Source organism: Streptomyces fumanus, assembly GCF_014655295.1.
GTDB lineage: Bacteria > Actinomycetota > Actinomycetes > Streptomycetales > Streptomycetaceae > Streptomyces > Streptomyces fumanus.
Window position 1 is genome coordinate 100877 of sequence record NZ_BNBI01000002.1, and the last position, 13495, is coordinate 114371.

Here is a 13495-nt window from a genome sequence, read left to right on the forward strand (position 1 = left end):
CCTCCCGCCCCCGTGTCAAACGGGAAAAGCCCGCAACGGCCACTCGAACGGTAACCCGACTAACCCTGTTCCTGCCGCCCGGAGTCCCCACGTGGTTCCGGAGGCGTATCCGGAGCGCGACCTTTCGATTACCGGGTCCGCGGTGCGCCGGGCGTCCGGAAGCCGCCGTTCAGACGCGGGTCAGGCACCATGCGCCGAGGGCCAGCGCGAGCACGGCGGCGACGCTCGCGGCGGTCGCCGATGCGACGGGGCTCACACCCTGGGCGACGGGCCGGCGGTGCCTGACCCGGGTCACGGTCCACACCAGCAGACCGGCGCCGAACAGGACGAACACCGTTCCCGCGAAGATCGCCGGTCCACTTTCCATGGCTTCCCGTGCCCCTTTTCTCCGTCCGCGCGTGACCAGCCCCGGCGAGGCTGACACGCGCGGGCGGCGCCCAGGCGAACCCGAGGTGAACGGGGATCCGACGGGCCCTGTCCCGACACGTTCCGGACACCGTCGTACGGGCGCGGCGGCCTCCGCGCGCGCCCTCCCCGGCCTCCGCGTACGCCGTCCCCGGCGTCCGGAAACCGGCGGGCGCGGTCCGCGGCGCCCCGGGCACGCCATCGCGCCCCGTGCCGGGTCCGTGGGCGCCCGGGGCACGCCATCGCGCCGGGCACGTCACCTCGCCGGATCCGCGGACGACCCGGGCGCGTCACCGTGCCGGTCTGCGAACGCCCGGCCGCGTCACCGCGCCGGTTCGAGGAAGCCCTGCTCCACCAGGAGGCGGATCTGGGCCGGGGTGCGGTCGCGCAGCAGGACCGGGTCCTCGCCCATGAGCTGGGCGATGGCGTCCAGGATGCGGCCCGCGCTCATCGTGCCGTCGCAGACGCCCGCGAAGCCCGCGCCGACGGTGTCGACCCGGGTCGCCCGGCGCATGCCGCGGTGCTGGCGCAGCACGACGTGCTCGGGGTCCTCGGCGCCGGGCAGCCCGACCTGTTCCTGGACGATCTCGCCGGCCAGGGTGAAGCACGCTTCGAGCAGGGCGGCGTCGTCGTGGTCGCGGAGGTAGTCGACGCGGTCGAAGTGGGCCCGGACGGTCTCACCGAGCGGCTGTTCGACCGGATGCGGCCATTCCTCGATGACGATCGACGGCTCGGCGGAGTCGCTGCGGCGCAGGGTGATCCAGCCGAAGCCGACCGCCCTGACCTTGCGCGCCTCGAACTCGTCCAGCCACGCGTCGTACCGCTCCTGGTACGCGGCGAGGTCACGGCGGTGGTCCCCGGCGTCCCTGAGCCACAGCTCGGCGTACTGCGTGATGTCCTGGACCTCGCGCTGCACGATCCAGGCGTCGCAGCCCCGCGGCACCCAGGAGCGCACCCGGTCCGTCCATTCCTCCCCCTCCACGTGCTGCCAGTTGGCGAGGAACTGCGCGAACCCGCCCTCGGTCAGCCGTCCCCCCGCTTCCTGAACGAGCGTGCGGCACAGATCGTCCCCGCCCATTCCGCCGTCGCGGTAGGTGAGCCGCGCGCCCGGCGAGATCACGAACGGCGGGTTGGAGACGATCAGGTCGAACCGGTCGTCCGCGCCGACCGGTGCGAACAGGGAGCCCTCGCGCAGGTCGGCCACCGGGGCGCCGGAGAGCGCCAGGGTGAGCGCGGTGATGTGCAGCGCACGCGGGTTGACGTCGGTCGCCGTCACGCGCGTGGCGTGCCGGGAGGCGTGCAGCGCCTGGATGCCGGAACCGGTGCCGAGGTCCAGGGCGGCGGCGACCGGGGTGCGCACGGTGAGCCCGGCCAGCGTGGTGGAGGCGCCGCCGACGCCCAGGACGACGCCCTCGGCGTGGCTGCCGACGCCGCCCGCGCCGCCGACCGCGCAGCCCAGGTCGGAGACGATGAACCAGTCCTCGCCGTCGGGCCCGCCGTAGGGCCGCACGTCCACGGTGGCCGCCACCTCGTCCCCGCCTGTCCGCACCAGCCAGTTGCTCTCCAGGCAGGCGTCGGCGGGCAGGACGGCCGCCACGCGCGCGTGCGGCACGGGCTGCTGGAGCAGGAACAGCCGGACGAGCATCTCCAGTGGCGTGTCGCCGCGCGTGGCGCGCAGCGCGGGCACGGTCTCGCCGCGGGACAGGGCCGCGTACGCGGGCGCGCCGAGCAGTTCCAGCAGGCCGTCGGCGGTGAAGGCGGCCCCGAGCAGGGCCTCCCGGAGCCGGGCGGCGACGTCGGGACGGTCGGCGGAGGGCAGGGGGGAGAGGTCGGCGTTGCTCACGTCCCCATTGTGACCCGCGCCCCGCGCGGGGCCACCGCGGCGGAGGTCAGCTCGTCGTCGCGGACGCCGACGCGGAGGCCGACTTGCAGCTCGGCTGCTTGGCCATGGCCTGGCCGACCTCGCCCTCCTCCAGGGCCTTCAGGGCGTCGTTGCCGCTGCGGGAGAGCTTGTCCAGCTCGGTGGCGATGTCCTTGAGGCCGTCGGCGAACTTCGCCTGGTCCTTGGTCTCCAGGTCCTCCACCTGCTTCTTCAGGGAGGCGTAGGACGAGGACAGCGCGTTCAGTTCCTTGACGGCGTCCTGCTGCTTCTTCTCGCCGTCCTCGACGTCCGGCGCGCCGGCCTTGCGGACCGCGCTGCCCATCGCCTTGTAGGCGTCGGACATGTCCTGGAAGGCCCGCGCGTCGGTCTTGCGGACGTCCTCCGGGCTGCTGTTGTCCGAGGTCTGCTGCTGGATCGCGGCGTTGGCGGCCTCGATCTTCTTCGCCTGCGGCTGGACGCCGTCGCAGACCTGCTGGGCCCAGGAGTTCAGCTTGTCGTCGCCGTCGTCGCTGCTGCCGCATCCCGTCAGCGCCAGTACCAGTACCGCACCGCCGGACAGTGCGGCCGCGAGCTTCTTGTTCACCGGATTGGTCCCTTCCATGGCTTCCGGCCCCGGAACATACACGCCATCCGGGCGACAACCGCGTGACCAACATCCGATACGACCGTAATTGAAGCCATTTGCACCAAGCGAGAGAAGGCTCACGGCATACCTCCCCGGCAGCCCGACGCGGGCGTACGGAGTGTCAATCCACGCCGTACGCCCGCGCCTTGAGCCGTGCCGCGCGCCCCGGGGGGCGAACGGAACCTAGGAGACCACCGCCGTGTCCGCCGACTCGGGCTTCCGCCCGGTGTCGTTCCCGTCGCCCATGGCGATGCCGCGCCGCTTGGAGACGTACACCGAGCCGACGACGACCGCGAGGGCGAGCAGCGCGATCAGCACCCGTACGCCGACGCTCTTGTCCGGACCGTACGAGAACTTGATCACCGCGGGGGCGATGAGCAGCGAGACCAGGTTCATCACCTTCAGCAGGGGGTTGATGGCCGGTCCCGCGGTGTCCTTGAAGGGGTCGCCGACCGTGTCGCCGATGACGGTGGCGGCGTGCGCGTCGCTGCCCTTGCCGCCGTGGTGGCCGTCCTCGACGAGCTTCTTGGCGTTGTCCCAGGCGCCGCCGGAGTTGGCGAGGAAGACCGCCATCAGCGTGCCCGCGCCGATCGCGCCCGCCAGGTACGCCCCGAGAGCGCCCACGCCGAGCGTGAACCCGACGAAGATCGGGGCCAGCACGGCGAGCAGCCCGGGCGTGGCGAGTTCCCGCAGGGCGTCCTTCGTACAGATGTCGACGACCTTCCCGTACTCCGGTTTCTGGCTGTAGTCCATGATCCCGGGCTTCTCCCGGAACTGCCGGCGCACCTCGAAGACGACCGCGCCCGCCGACCGCGACACCGCGTTGATCGCCAGCCCGGAGAAGAGGAAGACGACCGCCGCGCCCGCGATCAGCCCGACCAGGTTGTTCGGCTGGGAGATGTCCATCATCAGGCTCATCGGCGCCCCCGGCCCGCTGAGTTGCTCGCCGACGTCCCGGGCGCCGGTGGTGATGGCGTCGCGGTACGACCCGAACAGCGCCGACGCGGCGAGCACCGCGGTGGCGATGGCGATGCCCTTGGTGATGGCCTTGGTGGTGTTGCCGACCGCGTCCAGGTCGGTGAGGACCTGCGCGCCCTCGCCCGTGACGTCGCCGGACATCTCGGCGATGCCCTGGGCGTTGTCGGAGACCGGCCCGAAGGTGTCCATGGCGACGATCACGCCGACCGTGGTGAGCAGGCCGGTGCCGGCCAGCGCCACCGCGAACAGCGCCAGCATGATCGACGTACCGCCGAGCAGGAAGGCCCCGTAGACGCCGAGGCCGATCAGCAGGGCGGTGTAGACGGCCGACTCCAGGCCGATGGAGATGCCGGCCAGGACGACGGTGGCCGGTCCGGTGAGGGAGGTCTTGCCGATGTCCCGGACGGGGCGCCGGGTGGTCTCGGTGAAGTAGCCGGTGAGCTGCTGGATCAGGGCGGCGAGCACGATGCCGATGGCCACGGCGACCAGCGCGAGGATCCGCGGGTCGCCGTCCTTGCCCGCGATCGCCGTGTCGGTGACGCCGTCGAGGTCCCCGTAGGTGCCCGGCAGGTAGACGAAGACGGCCACCGCCACCAGTACCAGCGAGATCACCGCGGAGATGAAGAAGCCGCGGTTGATCGCGCTCATCCCGGCGCGGTCGCTGCGGCGCGGCGCCACCGCGAAGATCCCGATCATCGCGGTGATCACCCCAATGGCCGGTACGAGCAGCGGGAACGCCAGTCCCGAGTCGCCGAAGGCCACCTTGCCGAGGATCAGCGCGGCGACCAGCGTCACGGCGTACGACTCGAAGAGGTCGGCCGCCATGCCCGCGCAGTCGCCGACGTTGTCGCCCACGTTGTCGGCGATGGTCGCGGCGTTGCGCGGGTCGTCCTCCGGGATGCCCTGCTCGACCTTGCCGACCAGGTCGGCGCCGACGTCGGCGGCCTTGGTGAAGATGCCGCCGCCGACCCTCATGAACATCGCGATCAGGGCGGCCCCGAGGCCGAAGCCCTCCAGGACCTTCGGCGCGTCGGCCGCGTACACCAGCACCACGCAGGAGGCGCCGAGCAGGCCGAGCCCCACCGTGAACATGCCGACGACGCCGCCCGTGCGAAATGCGATCTTCATCGCTCTGTGCGAGACGAGGGTGAGATCCTTTTTCGGTTCGCCCTCGGCCGGTGTCGCTTCCCGCGCCGCCGCGGCGACGCGCACATTGCTGCGGACGGCGAGCCACATGCCGATATATCCGGTGGCCGCCGAGAACGCCGCTCCGATCAGAAAGAAGATCGATCGTCCGGCACGCTGATTCCAGTCGTCCGCGGGCAGCAGCATGAGCAGGAAGAACACCACGACGGCGAATACGCCGAGGGTGCGCAACTGCCTGGCCAGATAGGCGTTGGCGCCTTCCTGGACCGCCGCCGCGATCTTCTTCATGCTGTCCGTGCCCTCGCCCGCCGCGAGCACCTGGCGCACCAGGACGCCCGCGACCACGAGCGCCGCCAGCGCCACGACGGCGATGACGGCGACGAGGACACGGTTGCCATCGGTGAGCACGGCGGCCGCGAGGCTGGTGTGGTGGCCCGAGCCATAGGAAAGAGAAAGCTCCGCCATTCGTCCTCCTTGACGCTTGGGCTGAGCTCAAGATGTGGACGGATTGTAGGTACCGGAACCTGATCAAAACAGAGCCTGACAAATGTATTCGGCCCGTCAAGCGAAAAGCCGTAACGCCTTTGAGGCATTCAGACAGGAGCTTATTGATCGTGAATTGCTTCACTTAACGTCCGCACAGATCCACTGTATGCGGGAGGATCGTCTTCCGCACATGACGCTATGGCGCGACGTGATGCACCTGGCGCGCATGGCGCACATGGGGCACATGACAAAGGGCCCTACGCGGTAGGGCCCTGCGGGTGGCGGAGACGAACGTCAGTTCAGCGGGAGTGCGGCGGGCGGGGTCGTCGGCCAGGTCATGCGGATCAGTCCGCCCTCCTCGCCGGCGCTGACCTCCACGTCGTCGACGAGCCCGCTGATGACCGCGAGGCCCATCTCGTCCTCCTCGGCCTCCGCGTCGTCACCGAGGGCGCCGGGAGCGCCGCCGGGGGCCGGGTGCGGCACCTGGTCGCCGACCTCGATGGAGAACTGCTTCTCCTCCTCGATCAGCGCCACCTTCACCGGCGCCGTGATGCCGCCGTTCCGGTGCAGCCCGACGGCCCGGCTGCATGCCTCGCCGACGGCGAGCCTGACCTCGTCGAGGACGGCCTCGTCCACTCCGGCCCTGCGTGCCACCGCGGCCGCCACCAGCCGGGCGGTCCTGACGTGCTCGGGCAGCGCGCTGAAGCGGAGTTCAACGGTGGCCATGCATCCCCCTCGGTACTACGGGCGTGCTGTCGAGGGACCGGGCCGCCGAAAGCCCGGCCCCCTGATGATGCTCATCGACGTCCCGGGCCCAGGGCCCGGGATCCGGTGATCGTCGTCAGTCGGTGGCCGCCACCGCTTCCTCGACCGAGGTGTGAATGGGGAACACCTTGGTGAGGCCGGTGATACGGAAGATCTTGAGAATGCGCTCCTGGTTGCAGACCAGGCGCAGCGAGCCCTCGTGGGCCCGCACCCGCTTCAGTCCGCCGACCAGCACGCCGAGTCCGGTGGAGTCGAGGAAGTCCACGCCCTCCATGTCGACGACGAGGTGGAAACTCCCGTCGTTCACCAGCTCGACCAACTGCTCGCGCAGCTTGGGCGCGGTGTATACGTCAATTTCGCCACCGACCTCGACGACCGTACGATCGCCGACGGTACGGGTCGACAGGGACAGGTCCACGGATCCTCCAGCACCTTGCTATCGAGCGGTCGCCCCTCGGGACACCTCGGCTTGGAGCCCCCGGGACGGTTCGCCAGCCGCGATGGCATTCAATCACTTACCGGCGGGCGTGCACGACGCCTTGGTCCATTGTCCGTCACGCCAGTGACACACTCGATGCCGATGGCCAAGAATCACCGATCCGATGGATCCCCGACGGACCCCGCCTCCCGGCCCGATCCGGGCACGGTCCTGGGCCGCCTCGCGGCGGGGCCGAACCGGGCTTCGCGCATCACTCATACGGAGCACTTGCCCCCGCGTGCGGGTCGCCATGCCGTCTGGCCGGACCGGATTCGCCCCGAGGTCATCGCGGCGGTGCAGGCCGCGGGCATCGAGCACCCCTGGGCCCACCAGGCCCGCGCGGCCGAGCACGCCCTCGTCGGCGACTCGGTCGTGGTCGCCACCGGCACCGCCTCCGGCAAGTCCCTCGCCTACCTCGTCCCGGTGCTCTCGGCGCTCCTGGACGGCTCCGAGGCCCCGAACGGACGCGGCGCGACCGCCCTCTACCTGGCCCCGACCAAGGCGCTCGCCGCCGATCAGTGCCGGTCGGTGAAGGAACTTTCACAACCTCTCGGCGCGTCCGTGCGCGCCGCGGTCTACGACGGCGACACCGCGTTCGAAGAGCGCGAATGGATCCGCCAGTACGGCACGTACGTCCTGACCAACCCGGACATGCTGCACCGCGGCATCCTGCCCTCCCACCCCCGCTGGTCCTCCTTCCTGAAGGCGCTGAAGTACGTCGTCGTCGACGAGTGCCACACCTATCGCGGCGTCTTCGGCTCGCACGTCGCCCAGGTGCTGCGCAGGCTGCGCAGACTGTGCGCCCGCTACGGCGCGTCGCCGGTGTTCCTGCTGGCCTCCGCCACCGCCGCCGAGCCCGCGGTCGCCGCCCGCCGGCTCACCGGCCTGCCGGTGGTGGAGGTCGCCGACGACGCCTCGCCCCGCGGTGAACTGGTGTTCGCCCTCTGGGAGCCCCCGCTGACCGAACTGGAGGGCGAGAAGGGCGCGCCCGTCCGCCGGACGGCCACCGCCGAGGCCGCCGACCTCCTCACCGACCTCACCGTGCAGGGCATGCGGTCCATCGCCTTCGTCCGCTCCCGGCGCGGCGCCGAACTGATCTCCGTCATCGCCCAGGAACGCCTCGCCGAGGTCGACCGCTCCCTGACCCGGCGTGTCGCGGCGTACCGCGGCGGCTACCTCCCCGAGGAGCGCCGCGCCCTGGAACGCGCCCTGCACTCCGGCGACCTCCTCGGCCTCGCCGCGACCAACGCCCTCGAACTCGGCGTCGACATCTCCGGCCTGGACGCCGTGGTCATCGCCGGCTATCCGGGGACGCGGGCCTCCCTGTGGCAGCAGGCGGGCCGGGCCGGACGGGCCGGGCAGGGCGCGCTGGCGGTGCTGGTCGCCCGCGACGACCCGCTGGACACCTTCCTCGTCCACCACCCCGAGGCCCTGTTCGACCAGCCGGTCGAGTCCACCGTCCTCGACCCCGACAACCCCTACGTCCTCGCCCCGCACCTGTGCGCCGCGGCGGCGGAACTGCCCCTGACCGACGAGGACCTCAAACTCTTCGGCCCCGCGTGCGAGGAGCTGCTCCCCCAGTTGGAGGCGGCCAAGCTGCTGCGCCGCCGGACCCGGGCCTGGCACTGGACGCGCCGCGAACGGGCCGCCGACCTCACCGACATCCGCGGCGAGGGCGGCCGGCCGGTCCAGGTCGTCGAGGCCGGGACGGGCCGGCTGCTGGGCACGGTCGACGCCGGCGCCGCCCACACCACGGTCCACGAGGGCGCGGTCCACCTCCACCAGGGCCGCACCTATCTGGTCCGCTCCCTGGACCTGGACGACTCCGTCGCCCTCGTCGAACAGGCCAGTCCGCCGTACTCGACGGTGGCCCGCGACACCACCGCCATCTCCGTCCTGGAGACCGACGTCGAGATCCCGTGGGGCGACGGCCGCCTCTGCTACGGCTCCGTCGAGGTCACCAACCAGGTGGTCTCCTTCCTGCGCCGCCGCCTGATCACCGGCGAAGTCCTCGGCGAGACCAAGCTCGACCTCCCTCCTCGTACGCTGCGCACCCGCGCCGTGTGGTGGACGGTCACCGAGGACCAGCTCGACGCCGCCCGGATCAACCCGGAGATCCTCGGCGGGGCCCTGCACGCCGCCGAGCACGCCTCCATCGGCATGCTCCCGCTCTTCGCCACCTGCGACCGCTGGGACATCGGCGGCGTCTCCGTCCCCCTGCACCCCGACACCCTCCTGCCGACGGTCTTCGTGTACGACGGCCACCCCGGCGGCGCGGGATTCGCCGAGCGCGCCTTCCACACCGCCCGCGACTGGCTCACCGCCACCCGCGAGGCCATCGCCTCCTGCGAATGCGACGCGGGCTGCCCGTCCTGCATCCAGTCCCCCAAGTGCGGCAACGGCAACGAGCCGTTGCACAAGCGGGGGGCGGTGCGGCTGCTTACGGTGCTGTTGCGGGGAGCGCCGGGGGAGACGGGGGTGGCTGGGGAGTCGAGGGTGCCTGGGGGGCCTGAGGTGTCCGGGGGCCCGGGAGTGCCCGGAGGGCCGGGAGTGCCCGGGGGGCCGGGGGTGCCCGGTGGTTCAGGCGCGGCGGGCGGGTCGGGTGGGTCGGGTGGGTCGGAGGCATCGGGCGGACCGGGGCTGGATGGCGCTGGGCGGTAGGCGGTGGTTTCGGGCTCGGGCTCGGGGCTGGGCTCAGGTCCAGGCGGACCCGGCGGGCCCGGCGGACCCGCTCGGGCCCTGACCTCCGCCGTGAACGGGCCCCGGCCCGACGCCGCCGTCACGTCGGACACCTGGCCGGTGAGGGCGCACCGCACCAGTCGCGCGCCCTGGGCGCGGGCCACCCGGTCCGCCCGCCCGCACGCCGCCGCCTGGCCGCCCGCCCAGTGGTCCGCCGCCGCGAGGGCCGCCAGATCGGCGCTCCCGGCCGCCCGGTGCCGGGCCGCGACCGCCTGCCCGAGGGCCAGGACGACGCCGAACACCACACACAGCACGGCGATCGCCCCGACACTCCACACGGTGGCGGAACCCCGGTCCGAGCAGCGGCGGGGCGCCATTGGAAACGGCGGCGTACGCCCCGCGCCCGTCACGTCCCCACCCCCGCCGTCCACTCCACCGAGGCCACGGCTTCCTCCCGTACCTCGAACGGCAACCCGCTCAGGACGGGCGGCTTCGCGGTGACGACGACCCGGACGTGGTCCGCCTCCCGGCTGACCGTGACATCCGCTCCGTCCGGTGCCGCCTCCCGGGTGATCCGGACGACCGCGTCGGCCGGGTCCTGCCGGGCCGCCGCGCGGGCGCCGGTCCGTGCCGCGTCCACGCACTGGATCTGCGCGGCCACCACCAGCAGCCCCCACACCAGCGCCATCGCGAACATCACCAGCACCGGCAGCACCACGGCCGACTCCGCCGTCACGAACCCGTCGTCGGCCGGGCCGTCCGCCCGCCGCTCACATCGCCGCATCGAGGGCCCGCTTCACGATGCCTTCGAGTTCCGCGCTGACCGTCCCGCTCGTGACCACCTTGTAGAGCACCACGGCGAACGCCACCGCCGCCACGATGCCCATCGCGTACTCGGACGTGACCATGCCCGCGTCCCGTCGCGCGCGTGCCCGGCGCACCAAGGCCCGCAGTCGTGCTCGTACCACCTGATACATCTCGACCCCCGTGAGTGTTCGTTACGTTCGACAGTTCCGGTCGTGCTGATCGCTCACTGCTCCGGGTGGGTCATCCACCGCCACCTCCTCCCAGCACCCCGCCCGCCAGGCCGATCACCACAGGGAGGATCCCCACCGCGATGAAGGCGGGCAGGAAGCACAGCCCGACCGGCGCGCTGACCATGACGGCCGCCCGCCGGGCCCGTGCCGTGGTGGTGCGGGCCCACTCCGCGCGGGCTTGCGCGGCGAGGCGCGCGACCGGTCCGGCGGCGGGCAGCCCGGACACGCCGGCGCGTTCCAGCAGCCGGGCCAAGGGCGAGGCGCCCGGGAGGGCCGCCAGGTGCCGCCAGGCACCCTCCGGTTCGCCGCCGAGGCGGACCTCGGCCGCGCCCCGTGCCAGGGCGTCACCGACGGGTCCGACCAGGGCGTCGCCCACGGCCCGCGCCGCCACCACCGGGCCCGCGCCCGCCGCGATGCAGGCCGCCAGCAGGTCGGCGGCCAGCGGCAGTTGGCGGGCCGCCTCGGCCGCCTCGGCGTCTCCGGCCGCCGTACCGGCGGGCGCCCGCCGTCGCTGCCAGTGCCGGAGCCCGGCCGCCACGGCCAGCCCCGCCAGCAGGCCGGCGACTCCCCCGAGCAGAGCCCAGCCGGCCCCCACGACGGCCGCCAACGGCACCCACGGGCGTGCCCTGGCGAGCACCACGACGCGCCGTGGGGCGGCAGGGGCCCGTTGCGCGACGGTGAGTCCGGCGAGCCGGTGCCGTACCCCGTGGGCACGGCGGGCGGTGACCGCCCAGCGCACCAGCCAGCCGACGGGCAGCAGGGTCCCCAGCATCACCCCCAGCCCGTGGACGACGTCCGTGCTCATGCCGCCGCCTCCGCCCGTCGGACGATCCGCCCCACCCACCACAGGCCGAGCCCCTCCAGCGCACCGCCCGCCAACAGGCAGCCCAGGCCCGCCCCGCTGTGCAGCAGCACGCGCAACGGGTCGGCCCCGAGGGCGACGCCGAGCAGCAGGCCCAGGGCGGGCAGGCCGGCGAGCATCGCGGCGGTGGCGCGGGCGCCCGCCAACTGCGCCCGCAGGTCGGCCCGCTGGTCCCGCTCCGCACACAGCGCCGCCTCCAGTCGGTCGAGCCCGGCCGCGAGGCCGGCGCCCTGGTCGACGGCCACCCGCCAGCACGCGGCCAGTCCCCGCAGCCCGTCGGCGCCCGGCTGCCGGGCCGCCGCCGTGAGCGCGCCCGGCACGTCCCCGCCGAACCGGGCCGCCGCCAGCACCGCCGTACGCCCGTCGCCGAGCCCGAGGGAGCCACGCGCGGCGTGCAGCAGTGCCTCGCCCGGTTGCCGCCCCGCCCGTACCTCCCCCGCGACCGCCGCGCACAGGGCGATCACCGCGTCCTGCCGTCGCTCGCGCATCCGTCGGGCTCGGCCGCCGAGCCGTACCCGCCGCAGCAGCGGCACCCCGGCCGCCCCCGCGAGGACCGGCAGGAACGAGGCGCCCAGCACCGCCAGCACCGCTCCCGCCACCAGCGCCCACCACTCGGGTCGCAGCCGCCCGCGGAGCCGGCGCAGTGCGTCCGTCACCCCGGGGACACCCGGCGGTCCGGTCCCGATCGCCCCGCCGCCCGCGAGCAGCAGCCGGGCCCGCCTGGCCCCGGAGTCCCGGCCTCCGGTGAGCCACACCGCCGCCCCGAGACAGGCCACGGCCGCGCTCATCGGCACCTCGGTCATTCCGGTCATCCGTCTCCCCCTGTGTCCCGTGTTCCGTCCGTTTCCGGGCGTCCCGCGCGCAGCAGCTCCCGCAGTCGCGCCCAGCCCCGCTCGTACGCGAACGCCTCCGCCCCCCACCGCAGTGCGGGGACCGTCCGCACCAGCCCTGAGGGGTCCCGTTCCAGCACCCGCACCTCCGCGATCCGCCGGCGGCCGGTCCGGTCCCGCACCAGGTGCAGGACCACCGACAGTGCCGCGGCCACCTGGCTGTGCAGGGCGGACCGGTCGAGCCCGGCCGCCGTACCGAGCGCTTCCAGCCGGGCGGGGACGTCCGCCGCCGCGTTGGCGTGGACCGTGCCGCAGCCCGCGTGGCCGGTGTTGAGCGCCGCCAGCAGATGGACCACCTCGGGGCCGCGGACCTCGCCGACGACGAGCCGGTCCGGGCGCATCCGCAGGGCCTGCCGCACCAGGTCCTCCAGGGTCACCAGGCCCGCGCCCTCCTGGTTGGCGGGTCTGGCCTCCAGACGTACGACGTGCGGGTGGTCCGGGCGCAGTTCCGTGGAGTCCTCGGCGAGCACGATCCGCTCGTCCGGTCCGACCAGGCCGAGCAGTGCGCTCAGCAGCGTCGTCTTGCCGCTGCCGGTGCCCCCGCTGACCAGGAACGACGCCCGGGCCTCCAGCAGCGCCCGCAGCACCCGGTCCCCGCCCGGCGGCACGGTGCCCGCCGCCGTCAGCTCCTCCAGCGTGAACGCGCGGGGCCGCACCACCCGCAGGGAGAGGCAGGCACAGCCGACGGCGACCGGGGGCAGCACCGCGTGCAGCCGGGTCCCGTCGGGCAACCGGGCGTCCACCCACGGCCGGGCGTCGTCGAGCCGCCGGCCGGCGACCGCCGCGAGGCGCTGCGCGAGCCGCCGTACCGCGCCGGCGTCGGCGAAGCGGACGGTCGTCAGCTCCAGTCCGCCGCCGCGGTCCACCCAGACCCGGTCGGGGGCGGACACCAGCACGTCGGTCACCGAGGCGTCGGCGAGCAGCGGCTCCAGTGGTCCGCTGCCGACCAGTTCCGAGCGCAGGTGCTCGGCGGTGCCGAGGATCTCGGCGTCCCCCAGGACGCGGCCCTGTTCCCGCAGGGCCTGTGCCACCCGCGCGGGCGTCGGTTCCGCCCCGCTCTCGGCGAGCCGACGCCGCACACCGTCGAGCAGCCCCGACGGCAACGCGGGCTCCGCACCCGCAGCGGGCAGCCGTGCCCGCCCCACCGAACCCGCACCCGCACCCGGCAACCGAGCCCGCCCCACGACACCCTCACCCGCACCCGGCAACCGCACCCGCCCCACCGCACCCTCCCCCAAACCCAGGTCACGCTCCGCCGAACC

At 73.6% G+C, this 13495-nt stretch carries 12 protein-coding genes and 1 pseudogene; 1 reads left to right on the forward strand and 12 read right to left on the reverse strand.

All coding sequences use genetic code 11. From position 1 onward, the window contains the following. Nucleotides 1-169 precede the first annotated feature (169 nt). The 6 genes from IE316_RS04700 to bldG form a co-directional block, all read right to left on the reverse strand. The gene (locus IE316_RS04700; RefSeq protein ID WP_190202841.1) at nt 170-367 is read right to left on the reverse strand and encodes a hypothetical protein; all 198 of its coding nucleotides are present in this window, start codon (nt 365-367) and stop codon (nt 170-172) included. 360 nt (nt 368-727) lie between these two features. Then, nucleotides 728-2248, reverse strand: a complete 1521-nt coding sequence (locus tag IE316_RS04705) for a DUF7059 domain-containing protein (protein WP_190202842.1) — start codon at nt 2246-2248, stop codon at nt 728-730. 46 nt (nt 2249-2294) lie between these two features. Then, nucleotides 2295-2888, reverse strand: coding sequence for a small secreted protein (locus IE316_RS04710; protein WP_190202843.1), 594 nt, complete (start codon nt 2886-2888; stop codon nt 2295-2297). Nucleotides 2889-3095: 207 nt separating this feature from the next. Then, nucleotides 3096-5501 carry a sodium-translocating pyrophosphatase gene (locus tag IE316_RS04715; RefSeq protein WP_190202844.1) on the reverse strand — a complete coding sequence of 802 codons (2406 nt, stop codon included), beginning with the start codon at nt 5499-5501 and terminating at the stop codon, nt 3096-3098. A gap of 315 nt (nt 5502-5816) precedes the next feature. After that, nucleotides 5817-6248, reverse strand: a complete 432-nt coding sequence (locus IE316_RS04720; RefSeq protein WP_190202845.1) for an ATP-binding protein — start codon at nt 6246-6248, stop codon at nt 5817-5819. A gap of 115 nt (nt 6249-6363) precedes the next feature. Continuing rightward, complete coding sequence (bldG, locus tag IE316_RS04725) at nt 6364-6705, reverse strand: anti-sigma factor antagonist BldG (protein WP_003975386.1); 342 nt, start codon at nt 6703-6705, stop codon at nt 6364-6366. Between the two features lie 162 nt (nt 6706-6867). Here bldG and sftH point away from each other — a divergent pair, with 162 nt between their 5' ends. Then, the gene (sftH, locus tag IE316_RS04730; protein WP_190202846.1) at nt 6868-9426 is read left to right on the forward strand and encodes a DEAD/DEAH box helicase; all 2559 of its coding nucleotides are present in this window, start codon (nt 6868-6870) and stop codon (nt 9424-9426) included. A 29-nt stretch (nt 9427-9455) separates the two neighbouring features. Here the strand turns inward: sftH and IE316_RS04735 are convergent. The 6 genes and pseudogenes from IE316_RS04735 to IE316_RS04760 form a co-directional block, all read right to left on the reverse strand. Beyond that, a pseudogene (locus IE316_RS04735) lies at nt 9456-9821 on the reverse strand (Rv3654c family TadE-like protein); the annotation flags it as partial. A 29-nt stretch (nt 9822-9850) separates the two neighbouring features. Further along, a complete protein-coding gene (locus tag IE316_RS04740) occupies nt 9851-10228 on the reverse strand; it encodes a TadE family type IV pilus minor pilin (RefSeq protein ID WP_190202847.1) in 378 nt (125 codons plus the stop codon). Beyond that, nucleotides 10215-10421, reverse strand: coding sequence for a DUF4244 domain-containing protein (locus tag IE316_RS04745; RefSeq protein WP_190202848.1), 207 nt, complete (start codon nt 10419-10421; stop codon nt 10215-10217). Before IE316_RS04745 ends, IE316_RS04740 begins: the two co-directional genes overlap by 14 nt. A gap of 70 nt (nt 10422-10491) precedes the next feature. Beyond that, nucleotides 10492-11286, reverse strand: coding sequence for a type II secretion system F family protein (locus IE316_RS04750; RefSeq protein ID WP_190202849.1), 795 nt, complete (start codon nt 11284-11286; stop codon nt 10492-10494). Continuing rightward, the gene (locus IE316_RS04755; RefSeq protein ID WP_190202850.1) at nt 11283-12155 is read right to left on the reverse strand and encodes a type II secretion system F family protein; all 873 of its coding nucleotides are present in this window, start codon (nt 12153-12155) and stop codon (nt 11283-11285) included. Before IE316_RS04755 ends, IE316_RS04750 begins: the two co-directional genes overlap by 4 nt. After that, the gene (locus IE316_RS04760) at nt 12152-13378 is read right to left on the reverse strand and encodes a TadA family conjugal transfer-associated ATPase (protein ID WP_373311070.1); all 1227 of its coding nucleotides are present in this window, start codon (nt 13376-13378) and stop codon (nt 12152-12154) included. Before IE316_RS04760 ends, IE316_RS04755 begins: the two co-directional genes overlap by 4 nt. Nucleotides 13379-13495: the final 117 nt, after the last annotated feature.

Excerpts from the sequence above, each read along its gene's own strand:
- IE316_RS04700 (WP_190202841.1), bottom strand. The coding sequence starts at position 367 with ATGGAAAGTGGACCGGCGATCTTCGCGGGAACGGTGTTCGTCCTGTTC.
- IE316_RS04710 (WP_190202843.1), bottom strand. The coding sequence starts at position 2,888 with ATGGAAGGGACCAATCCGGTGAACAAGAAGCTCGCGGCCGCACTGTCC.
- IE316_RS04715 (WP_190202844.1), bottom strand. The coding sequence starts at position 5,501 with ATGGCGGAGCTTTCTCTTTCCTATGGCTCGGGCCACCACACCAGCCTC.
- IE316_RS04720 (WP_190202845.1), bottom strand. The coding sequence starts at position 6,248 with ATGGCCACCGTTGAACTCCGCTTCAGCGCGCTGCCCGAGCACGTCAGG.
- sftH (WP_190202846.1), top strand. The coding sequence starts at position 6,868 with ATGGCCAAGAATCACCGATCCGATGGATCCCCGACGGACCCCGCCTCC.
- IE316_RS04740 (WP_190202847.1), bottom strand. The coding sequence starts at position 10,228 with ATGCGGCGATGTGAGCGGCGGGCGGACGGCCCGGCCGACGACGGGTTC.
- IE316_RS04745 (WP_190202848.1), bottom strand. The coding sequence starts at position 10,421 with ATGTATCAGGTGGTACGAGCACGACTGCGGGCCTTGGTGCGCCGGGCA.
- IE316_RS04750 (WP_190202849.1), bottom strand. The coding sequence starts at position 11,286 with ATGAGCACGGACGTCGTCCACGGGCTGGGGGTGATGCTGGGGACCCTG.
- IE316_RS04755 (WP_190202850.1), bottom strand. The coding sequence starts at position 12,155 with ATGACCGGAATGACCGAGGTGCCGATGAGCGCGGCCGTGGCCTGTCTC.